Here is a 15860-nt window from a genome sequence, read left to right as displayed (position 1 = left end):
GCTCGCCATGGCCGTCTCGCCCTACATCGCCCGGCTGCGCCGCCATGTCGGCCACGACCTGCTCATGCTGTACGGCGTCAGCGGCGTGGTCACCGACGACGCGGGACGGGTGCTGCTGGCCCGCCGGGGTGACAACGGCCGCTGGTCGGTCCCGGCGGGCACCGTCGATCCGGGCGAGCAGCCCGCCGACGCGCTGGTGCGGGAGGTCCACGAGGAGACGGGCGTGAAGGTGGCGATCGACCGGCTCGCCGGTGTCGCCACCCACCCGGTGGTCTACCCCAACGGCGACGCCTGCGAATACCTGAACATCTGGTTCCGCTGCCGGGCGGTCGGCGGGGCGCCGGCGGCCGACGGCGACGAGTCGCTGGCGGTGGCCTGGTTCGCGCCGGACGCGCTGCCCGACCTGGACGACTGGGCGCGGCTGCGGATCGGCACCGCGCTGACCGAGGACGCCCCGCCCTGGTACGCCGCGCCGGGACAGAGCCACCCGGCGCTGCACCAGCCCGACAATCTCTAGCCGAACGCCACCTCGTACGGCCGGTCCGGGGTCAGCGTCACCGCACGGTGGCCGCCGGGCGCGTGCACGACGACGCGCTGCGCCACCGGCGACACCAGCCGCGCCCGGACCCGGCCCGGCGTCCAGGTCAGCTCCTCGACGGTGACGCGTCCCCGGCAGGTGATGCCGCGCAGCGTGCCCGAGGACAGGCCTGGTAGCGGCGCGGGCAGCAGCCGCAGCGTCCCCGGGTGCGACTGCACCAGCGACTCGATGAGCACGGCCGGGAGCGCGTGCGCGGCGTCGGCGTTGTACGTGGTCCGGCCCGGGTTGTGCGCGCTCATCAGCGACCGGAAGAACATGTCCGCGCCGAGGATCTTGCGCAGGTTCGCCGCGACCAGTTCGCCGTCGCGCAGCCGGGCCGCCGCCAGCGCCCGGTGCAGGCTGCCGTGCGCGGACCGGTTCTCGTCGCCGCGCAGCGTCAGCGCCCGGTGCGCGGCGGCGGCCAGTTCCGGGGTGTCGTCCGGGTCGATCTCGTGCAGCGGCCACACCGGATACAGGTGGCTGACGTGCCTGTGGTCCTCGTCGCCGGTGCTGCCCGGCCACGCCCACTCGGCCAGCGCGCCGCGCCCGTCCACCAGGTAGCCGGGCGGCCGCACCCCGGCCCACCGGTCCGTGCCGGTCACCTCGGCGGCCAGCCGCAGCGCGTGCCGGGCGGCGGCGACGTCCATCGTGGCGTTGACCGCGACCGGCGCGACCCGGCCGGTGTCGTCGTACGGGCCGGTCTCCGGCGAGTACGACGGCACCAGCGCCGGCCGCCCGTCCACGACGGTCAGCACGTCGGCGAAGAAGTCCGCCACCTCGGCCAGCCAGCCGGCCACCTCGCCCAGCGGCTCACCGGTGACCAGGTGGTGTTCGTGCAGCGGGTGCAGCAGCCAGTCCGCGCCGGCCAGCCACGCGGTGAACGGCCAGTCGGGGTGGACGTGGAACAGGTGCCCGTGCTCGCCGTCGGTGCGGCTGGGTGCCAGCAGCCCGCGCGCCCCGTACACCGCGTGGGCGTTGGCGCGCCAGTGGTCCACCTGCGCGGCGACCAGCCGGGCGTGCGCGGCTGTCACCTCCGGCAGCGCGCCCACGTTCGCGCCCGCCAGTTGCAGGTTCAGGTTCGCGTCGGTGGTGAAGTCACCGGCCCACGCGGCGTCCCAGGAGCCCAGCCACAGCCCGGTCAGCCGGGGCGGCAGCACCCCGCTGGCGCTGAACAGCAGGTACCGGCCGGAGTGAAACAGCCGTTCCAGCAGCGCCGGGTCCAGCCGGTCCGGCGCGGCGGCCTGCCGGGCCAGCAGCTCACCGACTGGTAGCGCCCGGTCGGCGGCGGGCACGCCGAGGTCCAGGCCGACCCGGGTGTACGGGCCGCGATGGCGCAGCACGTGCCGCGCCAGCAGCGTGTCGTAGTCGCCGGTCAGCGCGGCGAGCCGCCCCTCCGAGGCCCGGGTACGCCACGGCGGCGCGCCGGGCCGGTCCACGAGCGTGGTGAGCAGCGCCGGTCCGCGTACCCGCACCCGGTCGCCGTCGACGGTCACGTCGCCGCGCAGCAACGTCAGCCCTTCGAACCCGTACGCGCCGCCGGCGTCCGGATAGCGGGCGCGGACCCGCAGGAACACCAGCCCGTCGCTGCGGTACGCGGCGTGCTCGTACACCACGTCGGCCGGCTTGCCGGGCAGCTCACCCGTCGCCCCGACCACGCAGTCGCCCTGGTCGAGGTGGAGCACCGCGACACCGTCGGCGCGGGAGGCGAAGCAGCGCCGCCGCCCGCCCGACCACTCGACAGTCACCTCCCCGGTGGTGAAGTCGGTGTCGCGCCGGTAGTCGCGTACCGGTCCGGGCGCGGCGTCGACTGTGAGCGCGTACCCGGGGTGGAACGACTGGGTCCACTCCAGTTCCCGGCCGCCGGTGAGCAGCCGGGCGGCCTCGGCCCGGCGTCCGGCGAGCACCAGCGCGCGGATGTGCGGCATCCGGGCGGCCAGCTCGGGCGCGCGGGCGTGCCGGGTGCCGTTCGGCAGGACGAGCCGGTGGTGGTTCACCACGATCCGTTCCGCGTGCGGCCGCCCGTGGACCATGAGTCCCAGCTCGCCGTTGCCGGTGAGGAACGCGTCCGTCCAGTCGTCGGCCGGTGCGGTGTCGTGGATGCGGTGCGCCGTCACCGGCCGGCGCTGGTGTCCCGCACGGTGAGGTGCGGTTCCAGCAGCGTCACCTCCGGCACCGGCTCGCCGTTCAGGCGCCGCATCAGCAACGCCACCGCCTGCCGTCCGACCTCCTCGGCGGGCACCGGCACGCAGGTGAGCGCCGACTGCTCGGCCAGCTCGTCCGGGCAGATCGCGACCACCGACACGTCGCGGGGCACCCGGCGGCCCAGCAGCGGCAGCGTGGCGAGCACCGGCCCGACCGCCGACTCGTTCTGCACGACCAGCCCGGTGACGTCCGGGTGGTCGGCGAGCAGCGCCTCCAGGTCCCGGCGTACCGCGGCCGGTCCCTCCTCGCAGGGCCGGGTCACCGCGTCGACGCCGAGCCGCTCGGCCGCGGCGCGTACCCCGGCGCGGGTGCGGTGGGCGAACCCGGTGCCCCGGTCGTAGACCGCGGCGGGGGCGCCGAGCAGCGCGATCCGCCGGTGCCCGGCGGCGGCCAGGTGTTCCACGCACAGCTCACCGGCGCGCCGGAAGTCGAGGTCCACGCAGGCCAGCCCGGTGCTGTCGGCAGGGTGCCCGATCAGGACGCCAGGTAGCGCCAGCTCGCGCAGCAGCGGCACCCGGGAGTCCTCCAGCTCCACGTCCATCAGCAGCACGCCGTCGACGAGCGCGCTGCCGGCGATGCGGTGCAGCCCGGCAGGTCCCTCGTCGGCGGTCACCAGCAGCACGTCGTGGTCGTAGCGCCGGGCGGTGGTGACGACGGCGGTGGCGAACCGCATCACCACTGGCACCTGCATGCCGGTACGCAGCGGCAGCACCAGCGCGATCACGTTGGCCTTGCGGCTGGCCAGCGCGCGGGCCCCGGCGTGCGGGTGGTAGCCGAGCGCGCGGACGCTGGCGAGCACCCGTCCCCGGGTGGTGGCCGAGATGGTGCGTTTGCCGCTGAGCACGTACGACACGGTGCTGGCGGCCACTCCGGCGTGCCGGGCCACGTCGGCGATGGTGACCTGCTCACCCGGGGTACGGCCGCTCACCGGACCGCCCCGATGCGGGAGCCCGCCGGCTCGGCGGTGGCGTCGCCGCCGGTCACTGTCAGCGCGCCGGCGAGCCGGATGTCCCGCGCGGACCGGCCGACCAGCACCGAGTGGACGGCGTCCTCCACCACCATCGCGGCGCGGGTCTCGTCCCACCAGGCCAGGTCGGCGGTACGCAGCCGCAGCGTCACCCGGGCGGCGCAGCCCGGGTCGAGCGTGACGCGGGCGAAGTCGCGCAACTGCCGCAGCGGCTGCTTGACCCGGGAGCGCCGCTGGCGGGTGTAGAGCTGCACGACCTCGGTGCCCGGGCGGCGGCCCGTGTTGGTGACCTCGACGCTCACCTCCACCTCCTCGCCGGCGCGCGCCGTGGTGGTGCTCAACCGGAGGTCAGCGTAATCGAACGTGGCGTAGCTGAGCCCGTGCCCGAACGGGTACAGCGGCTCACCCCGGTGGTACAGGTACGTGGCGTCGGCGCCGATGACGTCGTAGTCGAGCAGGTCGGGCAGTTCGGCGGCGTCGGCGTACCAGGTCTGGGTGAGCCGCCCGCCCGGGTCGGCGGCGCCGAGCAGCACATCGGCCAGCCCGTTGCCGTGCTCCTGTCCACCGTGGGCACTCCACAGCACCGCCGGCACGTGCTCCTGCGCCCAGCCCACCGCGTACGGGTAGCTGCTCGTCAGCGCCAGCACGGTACGCGGGTTCGCGGCGTGCACGGCCCGCAGCAACTCGGCCTGGCCGGTGGGCAGCGCCAGGTCGGCCCGGTCCTCGGTCTCCCGGCCGTTGACCATCGGGTGGTTGCCGAGCACCACCACCGCCACGTCGGCTTCGGCGGCGAGCGCGGCGGCAGCGGCGGCCCCGTCGACGAGCAGCGTCACGGTGAACACGGCCGGGTCGCCGGTGGCGACGCTCAGCCGTCCGTCCGGTGCGACGCCGACGTGCCAGCCGGTGGCGAGGTGGTGCAGCAGCGCGGTGCCGTCGGGCCGGTGGTGCAGGCGGAACGTCTCGCGTACCACCCAGCCGCCCGGTCCGTCGCGGTCGGCGACGAGGGCGCCGGTGTCGTCGGCGCCGACGTACCGGCCGGTGTCCACGGCGCGCAGCGCCACCACGTCCTGCCCCCAGTCGACCACGTCGAACTCGGCCGCTGTGTCGCCGAGCGCCAGCGGGCCGTCGCCGTGGCGTACCGCGCGGTCGCCGACGTGCAGGGTGATCCGGTCGGTGCCGGGGTGGGTGGTCACCTCGGGCAGGCGTCCGAGCAACCCGGCGTACGGGCTGATCGTGTACGGCGGGGTGCCGCTGTACCAGTCGGTGAGTACGGTGTCGGCGAGCGGGCCGAGCACCGCGACCCGGGTGCCGGGGCGCAGCGGCAGCAGGCCGTCGTTGCGCAGCAGCACCACCGACTGGCGGGCGGCCTCGCGGGCGAGTTCCCGGTGGGCGAGGCTGTCGAGCGTGTCCGGCGGCACGTCGTCGTGGGGGTCCGGGGCCAGGTCGCCCAGCCGCGACCGGACGGACAGGATCCGCCGTACCGCCCGGTCCACGTGGGAGGGCTCGATCAGTCCGCGCGCCAGCGCCTCGGTGAGGCGCTCCACTGTGGGGGCGGTGTCCTCGTCGTCCTCGGTGAAGCTGTCGATGCCGGCACGCAGCGCGGCGGCGAAGCCTGCCACGTGGTCGGGCAGGTACTCCTGCACGCCGGCGATGTTGCCGACCGCACCGGCGTCACCCACCACCATGATCTCGTCGTCGGCGTAGCCGCGCAGCTCACCCTCGATGAGCGGGCTCAGGTGCGCCGGTACGCCGTCGACCAGGTTGTACGACGCCATCACCGCCACCGCCGCGCCCGCGGCCAGGGGAGCGCGGAACGCGGGCAGCTCGTACTCGTGCAGCACCCGGGGCGGCAGGTCGCTGGAGGTGGTGGCCCGGTCGGTCTCGTTGTTGTAGCCGAGGAAGTGCTTGAGCGTCGGCGCGGTCCGCAGCCGGATCGGGTGGTCGCCGCGCAGCCCCAGCGCGTACGCGGTGGCGAGCCGGCCGGTCAGCCACGGGTCCTCGGACCAGCCCTCCTCGTTGCGCCCCCACCGGGGGTCGCGCAGCGGGTTGACCACCGGCGCCCACACGTTGAGGCCGACGCGGTCCGGGTCGGCCCGGTGCTTCACCCGCACCTCGTCGCCGACGGCGGCCCCGACCGCCCGGATCAGGTCCGGGTTCCAGCTCGCGGCCAGGCCGATCGCCTGCGGGAAGACGGTGGCGGTGCCGAGCCACGCGACGCCGTGCAGCGCCTCGGTGCCGGTGCGGAACGCGCGCAGGCCGAGCCGGGGCACCGGCGCCTGCCACTGGTGCAGCAGGCCGAGCTTCTCCGGCAGCGTGAGCCGGGCCAGCAGGTCGTCGAGACGGTGGGGGACGGGGTCGGTCATGGTGGGCGCCTCCGGTCGGCGTACGTGCTGCCGCTCGTTCGTCGAAGCGCTTCGACTAACGAGCCGGTGATGCGGCGGCGCGTACGCGAAAAGGGGTGGTGGTGGGGGTCGGCGGTGTCGGCCCGGAGCGGTGGTGAAGCGCTTCGACAACCGCCGAAAAACACGCCGCTTCGCAGGTTGCCCGGTCCCGGAACGCGGCGCTACCGAGGTTGACACCTTCCGGCGGGTGCGGTCAAGGGGTCATCCGGCGGGCAGGCGTCCCGCCTCCACTGTGGCCATTGCGGCGGTGGCCCCGCCCAGCGCGCCGGCCGCGGACCCGAGCGTGCTGGCCTCCAGCCGCACGCCGGGTGGGACCGGTGTGCGGGCGGCGAGTTCGGCGTGGGCGGCCGGCAGCAGCCACGGCGCGAGCGCCGCCAGGTGACCGCCGACCACCACCACCTCCGGGTCGAGTAGCCCGGACAGCACCGACACGGCCTGCCCGAGCAGCCGGCCCATCTCGGTGAGCCCGGTCCGTACCGGCTCGTCCCCGGCGCGGGCCAGGGCCTGGATCCGTTCGATCTCCGGCAGGTGGTCGGTGACCGGCCCGGCGTCTGGTAGCAGCCGGCGGATCACCGCGTCCACGCCGAGCAGCGCGGTGAGGCAGCCGCGCCGCCCGCAGTCGCAGGCCGGGCCGTCAGCGGCCAGCGGCAGGTGCCCGACGTCCCCGGCGAAGCCCCGGCCGCCGCGCAGCAGCCGGCCGCCGCTGATCAGGCCCGCGCCGATCGCCGGGCCGCCGGTGAGGTGCACCAGATCGGTGGTGGCGGCGTACGGGCCGTGCCGCCGCTCGGCCAGCACGGCGAGGTTGGCCTCGGTGTCGACGGCGACGGGGAAACCCGGGTCGCGCAGCGCGCGGCGCACCGACGCCGCAAGCGGCACGCCGCGCCAGCCCAGCGCGGGGGCGGCCGGCACGTCGCCGTCGGGGTCGACCAGCCCTGGTACGGCCACGGTCAGGCCGAGCACGGTGCGGTCGGCGCCGATCCGGGTGACGGCGCGCCGGACCAGCGTGGCGAGCGCCTTCACCGTCTCCTCGGGACCGGCGGTGGCGGCGGGGAACGCCCGTCGCCAGGTGAGCACCGGGTCGCCGCCCGGTCCGGCGGCGACCGCCACCAGTTCGTCCGCGCCGACGCGCAGGCCGAGCCCGACGTAGCGGGAGCCGTCGAGCACGAGCATGGTGGCCGGGCGGCCCACCCGGTTCTCGGTCAGCCCGGTCTCCCGCAGCAGGCCGTGCTCGATCAGCTCGGCGACCAGGCTGGAGACGGTGGCCTTGTTCAGCCCGGTGTGCGCGGCCACGTCGGCCCGGGAGCAGGGGGCATGCCGGCGGACGTGCCGGAGCACGGCGGCCCGGTTGGTCACCCGCACGTCGCCGAGGTCGGCCGTCGGCCGGTCGATGCTGATCACGTACTGCCCGCCTCCTGCGCCCGGCCCGAGTTCGGCTACAGCTTAAACTAAATGGGCGAGATTCCGGCCGGCCGGTCTCCGCCGCCGAACCACGGCGCGAACGGCGTCACCGGGACCGGCTCGCCGTCGAGCACCACCCGGCGCGGCGGGTCCTCCCCGACCACGCTGACCCGCCGTACGTCCAGCGGCCCGTCCACGCGTACACGCAGCGTGTCCCCGTCGCGCACGGCGGTGATCGTGGTGTCGCCGTCGGGGTCGCGCACCACGCTCACGCCGTTTACGCCGCCCCAGGCCACCAGCGTGACGTCCCGGAACGCGCCGGTCCCGACCGTCGCCGCGGGCGCCACCGTGGGGATCAGTGCGCCGTGCCGCACGTACAGCGGCAGCCGATCGAGCGGCACGCTCACCCGCAGGTGCCGGCCGCCGGGGTGCCGCTGCCCCGTGTACGCGTCGAGCCAGTCGTCGCCCGCCGGCAGGTAGACGGCGCGCTCGCCGGACGGGTCGAGCACCGGCGCCACCAGCAGGTCGGGGCCGAGGCGGTACTGGAGGTCGGCGGTCCAGGCGGCCGGGTCGTCCGGGGTGTCGACGAGCAGCGCCCGCAGCATCGGGCCGCCGGTGCGGGCGCTCGCCACCGCCGCCGACCAGAGGTACGGCAGCAGCCGGTAGCGCAGCCGCAGCGCGTCCACCGCGTGCCGTTCGGCCTCGGGCGGGAACTCCCACGGCAGGCGGCTGGTGGTGCCGTGCAGCCGTACCAGCGGGGACAGTGCGCCGAACTGGGTCCAGCGCACGTACAGGTCCGGCTCGGGGGTGCCGTGGAAACCGCCGGTGTCGTGGCTCCAGAACGGCACTCCGGACAGCCCGTGGGACAGGCCGCCACGGAGCGTGCTGGCCATGCCGGGCCAGGTGGCGTTGACGTCGCCGCTCCACTGGGCGCTGTGCCGCTGCCCGCCCAGGTACGACGAGCGCGCCCACACCGTGCGGTGCCCTGCGACCTCCTCGGTGACGTCGGCGACCGCGTCGTTGAACAGCAGCGCGTACACGTTGTGCAGTTCCACGCCGGTCATGCCGTTGTGCGCGACCGCGTCCGCAGGTACGCCCTCGGCGAAGTCGGTCTTGAACGCCGCGACGCCCTGCGCCAGCAGCGGCCGCAGCAGGCCCTGGAACCAGCGCACCGCCGCGGGGTTCGTGAGGTCCACGATGGCGCACTCCGGGTAGCTGCCGTGCCAGGTGTCGGCGACGTACGTGCCGCCGTCGGGGCGGCGCAGGAAGTACCCGGCGGCCTCGGCCTCGGCGTAGAGCGGGCTGCCGGTCATCAGGTACGGGTTCATCCACAGGCACACCCGGAAGCCCTGTTCGGTGAGGTCCTTGAGCATGCCGTCCGGGTCGGGGAAGGCGTCGGCGTCCCAGCGCAGGTCCGACCAGTGCCCGGCGACCTGCCAGTAGCAGTCGAGGTGCAGCACGTCGCAGGGGATGTCCCGCTCGCGGATGCGCCGGGCCCGTTCCAGCACGTGCTGCTGGCTGTCCGGGAAGAAGCCCGACGAGATCCAGGCGCCGAACGCCCACCGTGGCGGCAGGTACGGCCGCCCGGTCAGCGCGTCGAGCCGGTCGAGCACCCGCTCCGGGGTGGGCCCGGCCAGCACGTAGTAGTCGAGCAGGTCGTCCGGGACGAGTATCTGCACGCTGCTGTGGGTGCTCGCGCACACGTCGAACTGCACCGGCAGTCCGCTGTCGACGAGGACGCCGTAGCCGCGGTCGGACAGGTAGAACGGCACGTTCTTGTGCGAGCGGTCGGACTCGCCGCCGAACGCGTCGAAGTTCCACATCAGCGGTCGCTGGCCGCGCTTGTCCAGCGGCGTGAACTTCTCGCCGAAGCCGACGAACCGTTCGTCGCCGGGTGCGACGAAGCTCTCGTGCCAGGCCACCGGCTCACCGTCGACTGTGGAGCGGCCGAGCGGCAGCGTGCGGCGGCGACCGCTGATGTCCCGGGTGCCGCCGTCGGCGGCTAGCAGCAGCCGACCGTCGGGGGTGAGGAAGCGCAACCCCCACGGGTCCAGGCGCACCTCGGCGACCACGCCACCGGCATCCACCCGGACGTGCCCGTCGGTGACAGTCACCGTGGCCGGGTGCGGCTGCGGGTGGACCAGCGTCAGTGCCCGTGCGGACCGGCTGCGGACCGAGAGGTCGTCGGCGAGGCGTACCCGGATGATCCCGTCCCCGGCGGCCTCGACGCGCGAGGCGAGCGTGCGGCCGGACGCGCAGGTCGCGGTGAGCGTGACGCCGTGCGCGTCGGTCGCGGCGACCTCGGCCCGCAGCACGTCGTCGGCGCCCTCCTCGCCGGGGGCGCGGACCGGCAGGTCGGGCGGGTCGGCCACGAACGTCTCGTACGGGACCAGCGGCGGGCGGTACGGCATGGGCGTCTCCTCGCGGCGTCCACGGGCGGTCCCGCCAGTTTCTTTGGAAGCCCAACTAACTGTCAATGATCGACGGCATTGACTTTCCGTCTCACCTGTTCCTATTTTGGCCGGGATGCCAACTAAAGCGCTGTGGGACGACGGCCGGCTCTGCTACGGCGGCGACTGGAACCCGGAGCAGTGGCCGCCCGACGTGTGGCGCGAGGACGTCGCCCTGATGCGCGCCGCCGGGGTCAACCTCGTCACCGTCGGCGTGTTCGCCTGGTCCCGGCTGGAACCCGAACCCGGCCGCTACACACTCGACTGGCTCGACGACGTGCTGGACCTGCTGCACTCGGCCGGCATCCGGGCCGCCCTGGCCACCCCCACCGCGTCGCCGCCACCCTGGTTCTCGCTGCGCCACCCGGACGCCCTGCCGCTCACCGCCGACGGCGTACGCCTGCACCACGGCAGCCGGGACACCTACTGCGCCGCCGCGCCCGCGTACCGGGACGCCGCCCACGGCATCGCCGAGGTGCTCGCCGCCCGCTACGCACACCACCCGGCGCTCGCGCTGTGGCACGTGCACAACGAGTACGGCACCACCTGCCACTGCCCGCACGCCGAGACGGCGTTCCGCCACTGGCTCATCACCCGGTACGGCGACCTCGACGCGCTGAACGACGCCTGGGTCACCAGCTTCTGGAGCCAGCACTACTCCGACTGGGCGCAGGTCGGCACCCCCCGCGCCACCCAGTACCTCGCCAACCCCGGCCAGCTGCTCGACTTCCGCCGCTTCTGGTCCGACACGTTGCTGTCCGCGTACACCGAGCAGCGGGACCTGCTGCGCGCGGCGAACCCGGCGGTGCCTGTCACCACCAACTACGTGCTCGGCGACTGGGTGCCGGTCGACCACGCCCGCTGGGCGCGCGAGGTCGACCTGGTGGCGATCGACCACTACCCGTCCGCCACCGACCTGGGCGCGGAGGAGCAGACCGCGTTCGCCGCCGACCTGGCCCGCGGCTGGGCCCGTCACGGCGCCGGACGGCCGGTGCCGTGGCTGCTGATGGAGAGCGCGCCCAACCAGATCCACACCGCCGGGCGCATGCACACCAAGGAACCCGGCCGGATGATCCGGCACAGCCTCGCCCACGTCGCACGCGGCTCCGCCGGGGTGATGTTCTTCCAGTGGCGTGCCCCGGCCGGCGGGGCGGAACGCTTCCACTCCGCAGTCGTCTCGCATGCCGGCGCCGACACCCGCGTGTTCCGCGAGGCCGCCGACCTGGGCGCCGCGCTGGGCCGGCTCGCCGGGACCGCGCCGGGCCGCGTCCAGGCGGCGGTGGCCATCGCGTACGACGCGGCGAGCGGCTGGGCGCTGCGGCACCCGGGAATGCCCCGCGACGGACTCGACCACCCCGGCGAGGCGGCCGCCGTGCACCGGGCCCTGTGGCACGCGGGCGTCACCGCCGACGTGGTGCCGCCCGGCGTCCCGCTCGACGATTGCCGGCTCCTCGTGCTCCCCGCCCTCTACCTGGCCTCGGACGCCACAGTCGACTGGGTACGCCGGCACGTGCACGGCGGCGGGCATCTGCTGGTGACCTGGCTCAGCGGCGTCGCCGACGAGCACGCCCGGGTACGCCTCGGCGGCTACCCGGGCGCGTACCGGGATCTGCTCGGCGTGCGGGTGGAGGAGTTCCACCCCCTCGCCGACGACGAACACGTGCCGCTGACCGGCGGCGGGACCGGCCGGATCTGGTCGGAGACGGTGCACCCGGCCGGCGCGGAGACGGTCAGCGCGTACGCCGGGGGAGTGCCGGCGGGCCGTCCCGCGATCACCCGGAACCGGGTCGGCGACGCGTACGCCTGGTACGTCTCCACCCGCCCCGACGACGACACGTACCGCGGTCTGCTCGCGGAGGCGGCCCGGCTCGCCGGTGTGGCCCCGGCCTGCCCCGGCGCGCCCGCGGGTGTGGAGGCGGTACGCCGCCACGACGGCCTGCTCTACCTGCTCAACCACACCGACCGGCCGCAGCCGGTGCCGGCTGCCGGGTTCGAACTGCTCACCGGCGCGGCTGTCGACGGCGAGTTGACGGTGGCGCCGGGCGGCGTGGCGGTGGTACGCGAGAAGACCCCGTGACGCGGCTCTGGCGGCGGGACGTCCTCGGGCGCTGAGGCGCGTACCCCGGGTCAGGGGGTGGCGACGGCGGCGCGGGAGCGGTCGGCGGCGATCCGCACCGCGAGCGCCGCCAGCACCGTGCCCATCACCCACCGCTGCACGCGCGCCCAGCCCGGCCTGCGAGTGAGGAACGCCGACACCGAACCGGCGCTCAGCACGATGAGCGCGTTCACGGTCAGCGCCACGACGATCTGGGTCAGGCCGAGCAGCAGACTCTGCACCGCCACGTGCCCGCGCGCCGGGTCGACGAACTGCGGCAGCAGCGACACGTACAGGATGGCGATCTTCGGGTTGAGCAGGTTGGTGACCAGGCCCATGGTGAACAGGCGCCGGGGCCGGTCCGGCGGCAGCGGCGCCGGGGTGAACGCCGACGCGCCACCGGGGCGCAGCGTCCGCCAGGCCAGCCACAGCAGGTACGCCGCGCCGGCCAGCTTCACCGCCGTGTACAGCGGCGGGACCAGCACGAACACGGTGGCGATACCGGCCACTGCGGCGGCCAGGTAGACCAGGAAGCCGACGGCCACGCCGAGCAGCGACACCAGCCCGGCCCGCCGCCCCTGCGTCACCGACCGGGACACCAGGTAGACCATGTTCGGCCCGGGCGTGAGCACCAGACCGAGCGCCACAAGGGCGATTCCCAGGACCGCGCCGACAGTGACCACGTCGCCTCCCCGTTGCCGACCGTGAACCGGACCCTACGCCGGTTGCCGCCGTCCGCGGGTGCCCGTGGGGCGCTGGTGGGGTGTTGCGCGGGTCACGTGATCGGGTCGAGGGCGGTGATACTTGCCGCATGTCGATCGTGCTGTCCGCGCCGGCCACCCCGACCGCACCCGCCCTGCTGCTGCGCCCGTGGCGCGACGGCGACGCCGGCGCGCTGATCGAGGCGTACCGGGATCCGGTGCTGCGCGCCTGGACCAGGCATCCGGTGACCGGTCCGGCGCAGGCGCAGGTGTTCCTGCGTCGCAGCCACCAGGGCTGGGCCGCAGGGCACCGGTTCATGTTCGCGGTGCTGGAGGAGAACCGGGTGGCGGCCTGCGTGGTGCTCAAGGATGTCCGCCCGGGACGCCCGTCCGCCGAGATCGGCTACTGGACGGCGGCGCCGGCACGCGGCCGGGGCGTCGCGCCACGCGCGGTGGAGGCGGTCACCGCGTGGGCGTTCGCCCGGTTCGCCGCCACCGGCCTGACCCGCCTGGAGCTGCTGCACCAGGTCGACAACCCGGCCTCCTGCCGGGTGGCGGAGAAGAGCGGGTACGTCTTCGCCGAGGTGCTGCCGGCCCGCCCGCCGTTCCCCCGGGACGGCCACCGGCACGTCCGCCACCTGCCCTGACACCGGCCCGCCGCTGCTCTCACGGGCCGAGCAGGCGCAGCAGCAGCCGCGGCTCGCCCGGCCACGCGTCGAGCAGCACCTGCCGGGGCACCTGCCGGGCGGCGTAGCGCAACGCGAGCGCCACCACCACGATGTCGTCCAGCGGGCCGATCACCGGCAGGAACTCCGGGATCAGGTCGATCGGGCTGGCCACCCAGATTCCGGCGACCACGATCGCGACGCGGGCACGGCGGGGCACCCGCGGATCGCGGCGAAGCCGTCGTACCGCTGTCACGCAGTCGGGCACGAACGCGGCCAGATCGCGCAGGATCCCCGGCGGCAGGCGCCGGGCCAGCAGTACCAGGACCGCCCAGCTCCCGACCAGGCAGACCGCCGCCACCGCGAGTCCGATGAGCCAGTCGCGCACGCCGTCACCCCTTTCCCCGGGGGCACGCTACGCCGCAGTCCTGCCCGGCGCCCGGGAACAGCCCGGCCCCGCGCGACGCTGACCCTTGTCGGACGGCGGCGGATACCGTGGGTACGGGAGGTGACGGCGGTGACGACAGACTGGGAGGCCGCGGTCGAGGCGCAGATCCGCTCGGCCCAGGAGCGCGGCGAGTTCGACAACCTGCCGGGCGCCGGCAAGCCCATCCCGGGGCGTGACATGCCCTACGACGAGGGCTGGTGGATCCGCAGCTTCATGGAGCGCGAGCAGATCCCGTCCGACCTGCTGCTGCCCACCCCGCTCCAGTTGCGCCGCCGCATCGAACAGCTCCCGGCCGAGCTGCGCGACCTGCCCACCGAGGAGGCCGTCCGGTCGTACGTGGCGGCGCTCAACACCGAGGTGGTGGCCTGGCTGCGTACCCCGACCGGGCCACGCGTGGTGGTCCGCCCGGTGAACGTCGACGAGGCGGTGCGCCGCTGGCGCGCCGATCGGGAACGCGCCGCGCCGGGCGTCACGGCACCGGAGCCGCAGCGTGCGGCCTCGGCCCGCCCGCGCCGTCGCTGGCGCTGGTGGCGTCGCTGAGAGCGCTCAGGGAAGCGCCGCCTGCCAGGTCCACGCGGTACGCCGCGGCCGGTCGCCGAGCGGCGCGCGGCCGGTCAGCCACAGCAGCACCGGCACCGGGTCGCCGCCCGGCGCGTCGGGGAACAACCGGCGCACCACGCGGGCACACGACTCGGCAGGTGGCGACCAGTCCAGGCCGAGCCCTCGGGTCAGGTCGTGCGTGTGCAGCAGGATCTCGGCCACGCCCATCGCGGCGAACCCGCCCGGATCGCAGGGGCCGAAGTGCCACGCCCGGTCGTCCGGGCTCGCCGCGTCGATGGTGGCGGCGAGCATCCCGGCCGCGGCCGCCGCGACAGTGAGCACCTCGGCGGGCGCGGCGTCGGCGCGTACCCGCAGGTCGAACGGGAGGTAGCCGCCGTCGGGCCGGCCGGACACCTGACCGGCGTACGCGACCAGGTCGTGCGCGACGTGCGCGGCGGTGGTCCAGCAGGACCAGTCCAGGTCGCGCGCGCGTACCGTCCAGTCGCGGTCGACGGCGGGCCGCAGCACGGCGGTCATCGCGGCGGCGGCGGACCGGACATCCGCGCCGTTCACCTGCGCCACACCCGCAGTACGCAGGTGAGCATCGGGAGCGTGAACTCCCCGTCGGCCGTCTCCGGCCGGCTCGCCAGGTAGGCGCGGATGCGGTCGAGCGTCTCCGTACGTTCCCGTTCCGGCATGACCAGCATCCCGGCCCGGGTGGCGAGCGTCGCCACGAGCGAGTCGGCGGTACGGCGCTGCCCGTGCGGGAACTCCGCCTGCTCGGGCGAGCCGAACCGGGCCTCGCCCGTCTTCGGCAGGTGCATGGTCGCCGTCGCGGCGCGCCAGCTCGCGGGCGTGTCCCGGGGGCCGATGGCGGCGCTTCCGCTGACCGCCGCGAGCCCCGCGACCCAGTCGACCCGGTCGTCCACGACGTTCCACAGTCCGGCCAGGACTCCGCCGGGCGCGAGGACCCGGGCGATCTCCGGCCCGGCCACGGCCATGTCGAACCAGTGCATGGCGTTGCCGGCAACGACGGCGTCGACGGAGGAGTCCGGCAGGGGGATCGCCTCGGCGCTGCCGGCGAGCGCACGTACGTCCGGCAGTGTGCGGCGGAGTTCGGCGAGCATCGCCGGGTCCGGCTCCACGGCCGTGACGTCGTCGCTCACCTCGGCCAGGGTGGCGGTGAGCTTGCCGGTGCCCGCGCCGAGGTCGAGCACCCGCACGCCGGGTGCGGGTTCGAGGGCCCATCGCAGGGCGGCGTGCGCATAGTCCGGGCGGTGTTCGGCGTACGCGGTGGCCGCCGCGCCGAACGACGACGAGTGCCGGCGTCGTGCGTCTTCGTCCATCCGGTCACCCTATCGACGGCCGGCTCCCCCTTGACGCACGAACTGTGCTTCGTGAATAATCAATCGTAG

General features: G+C 75.1%; 13 protein-coding genes. 4 read left to right on the top strand and 9 right to left on the bottom strand.

Annotated features, from left to right (window positions below):
* Window positions 1-7 precede the first annotated feature (7 nt).
* Window positions 8-517, top strand: coding sequence for an NUDIX domain-containing protein (locus ML5_RS26155; protein ID WP_013476820.1), 510 nt, complete (start codon window positions 8-10; stop codon window positions 515-517).
* Here the strand turns inward: ML5_RS26155 and ML5_RS26150 are convergent.
* From ML5_RS26150 to ML5_RS26130, 5 genes are all read right to left on the bottom strand, one after another.
* Window positions 514-2691 carry a glycoside hydrolase N-terminal domain-containing protein gene (locus ML5_RS26150; RefSeq protein ID WP_013476819.1) on the bottom strand — a complete coding sequence of 726 codons (2178 nt, stop codon included), beginning with the start codon at window positions 2689-2691 and terminating at the stop codon, window positions 514-516. The two genes, ML5_RS26155 and ML5_RS26150, sit on opposite strands and share 4 nt — an antisense overlap.
* On the bottom strand, window positions 2688-3707 hold the full coding sequence (locus tag ML5_RS26145) for a LacI family DNA-binding transcriptional regulator (RefSeq protein ID WP_013476818.1): 1020 nt from the start codon (window positions 3705-3707) through the stop codon (window positions 2688-2690). The genes ML5_RS26150 and ML5_RS26145 overlap by 4 nt, the downstream gene beginning before the upstream one ends.
* A complete protein-coding gene (locus ML5_RS26140) occupies window positions 3704-6109 on the bottom strand; it encodes a beta-glucosidase (RefSeq protein ID WP_013476817.1) in 2406 nt (801 codons plus the stop codon). The genes ML5_RS26145 and ML5_RS26140 overlap by 4 nt, the downstream gene beginning before the upstream one ends.
* A 240-nt stretch (window positions 6110-6349) precedes the next feature.
* Window positions 6350-7546: an ROK family transcriptional regulator gene (locus ML5_RS26135; RefSeq protein ID WP_013476816.1), complete on the bottom strand. Its 1197-nt coding sequence runs from the start codon at window positions 7544-7546 to the stop codon at window positions 6350-6352.
* Window positions 7547-7593: 47 nt separating this feature from the next.
* Window positions 7594-9957: a TIM-barrel domain-containing protein gene (locus ML5_RS26130; RefSeq protein ID WP_013476815.1), complete on the bottom strand. Its 2364-nt coding sequence runs from the start codon at window positions 9955-9957 to the stop codon at window positions 7594-7596.
* A gap of 115 nt (window positions 9958-10072) precedes the next feature.
* Between ML5_RS26130 and ML5_RS26125 the strand changes: the two genes are divergently transcribed.
* The gene (locus ML5_RS26125; protein WP_013476814.1) at window positions 10073-12073 is read left to right on the top strand and encodes a beta-galactosidase; all 2001 of its coding nucleotides are present in this window, start codon (window positions 10073-10075) and stop codon (window positions 12071-12073) included.
* A gap of 50 nt (window positions 12074-12123) precedes the next feature.
* On the opposite strand, the gene ML5_RS26120 is transcribed toward ML5_RS26125, so the two are convergent.
* Entirely contained in the window at window positions 12124-12774 is a 651-nt protein-coding gene (locus tag ML5_RS26120) for a LysE family translocator (RefSeq protein ID WP_013286303.1), read from the bottom strand.
* 128 nt (window positions 12775-12902) lie between these two features.
* Here ML5_RS26120 and ML5_RS26115 point away from each other — a divergent pair, with 128 nt between their 5' ends.
* Window positions 12903-13439, top strand: a complete 537-nt coding sequence (locus ML5_RS26115) for a GNAT family N-acetyltransferase (protein ID WP_013476813.1) — start codon at window positions 12903-12905, stop codon at window positions 13437-13439.
* Between the two features lie 19 nt (window positions 13440-13458).
* Here ML5_RS26115 and ML5_RS26110 read toward each other — a convergent pair whose 3' ends face one another.
* Window positions 13459-13845, bottom strand: coding sequence for a YkvA family protein (locus tag ML5_RS26110; RefSeq protein ID WP_013476812.1), 387 nt, complete (start codon window positions 13843-13845; stop codon window positions 13459-13461).
* A 129-nt stretch (window positions 13846-13974) separates the two neighbouring features.
* Between ML5_RS26110 and ML5_RS26105 the strand changes: the two genes are divergently transcribed.
* Complete coding sequence (locus tag ML5_RS26105; RefSeq protein WP_013286306.1) at window positions 13975-14445, top strand: DUF1992 domain-containing protein; 471 nt, start codon at window positions 13975-13977, stop codon at window positions 14443-14445.
* Window positions 14446-14451: 6 nt separating this feature from the next.
* Here the strand turns inward: ML5_RS26105 and ML5_RS26100 are convergent, their stop codons facing one another.
* Both ML5_RS26100 and ML5_RS26095 read right to left on the bottom strand, forming a co-directional pair.
* Window positions 14452-15018, bottom strand: coding sequence for a maleylpyruvate isomerase N-terminal domain-containing protein (locus tag ML5_RS26100; RefSeq protein ID WP_013476811.1), 567 nt, complete (start codon window positions 15016-15018; stop codon window positions 14452-14454).
* Window positions 15015-15791, bottom strand: coding sequence for a class I SAM-dependent methyltransferase (locus ML5_RS26095; RefSeq protein WP_013476810.1), 777 nt, complete (start codon window positions 15789-15791; stop codon window positions 15015-15017). Before ML5_RS26095 ends, ML5_RS26100 begins: the two co-directional genes overlap by 4 nt.
* Between the last annotated feature and the right edge of the window lie 69 nt (window positions 15792-15860).

It is taken from the genome of Micromonospora sp. L5, assembly GCF_000177655.2.
GTDB lineage: Bacteria > Actinomycetota > Actinomycetes > Mycobacteriales > Micromonosporaceae > Micromonospora > Micromonospora aurantiaca.
The sequence above is the reverse complement of the archived record's forward strand: the minus strand, read 5'-3'. Positions and strand labels throughout refer to the sequence as shown.

Coding starts and splice junctions, on each gene's coding strand:
- ML5_RS26125 (WP_013476814.1), top strand. CDS start 10,073: ATGCCAACTAAAGCGCTGTGGGACGACGGCCGGCTCTGCTACGGCGGC.
- ML5_RS26095 (WP_013476810.1), bottom strand. CDS start 15,791: ATGGACGAAGACGCACGACGCCGGCACTCGTCGTCGTTCGGCGCGGCG.
- ML5_RS26140 (WP_013476817.1), bottom strand. CDS start 6,109: ATGACCGACCCCGTCCCCCACCGTCTCGACGACCTGCTGGCCCGGCTC.
- ML5_RS26130 (WP_013476815.1), bottom strand. CDS start 9,957: ATGCCGTACCGCCCGCCGCTGGTCCCGTACGAGACGTTCGTGGCCGAC.
- ML5_RS26155 (WP_013476820.1), top strand. CDS start 8: ATGGCCGTCTCGCCCTACATCGCCCGGCTGCGCCGCCATGTCGGCCAC.
- ML5_RS26115 (WP_013476813.1), top strand. CDS start 12,903: ATGTCGATCGTGCTGTCCGCGCCGGCCACCCCGACCGCACCCGCCCTG.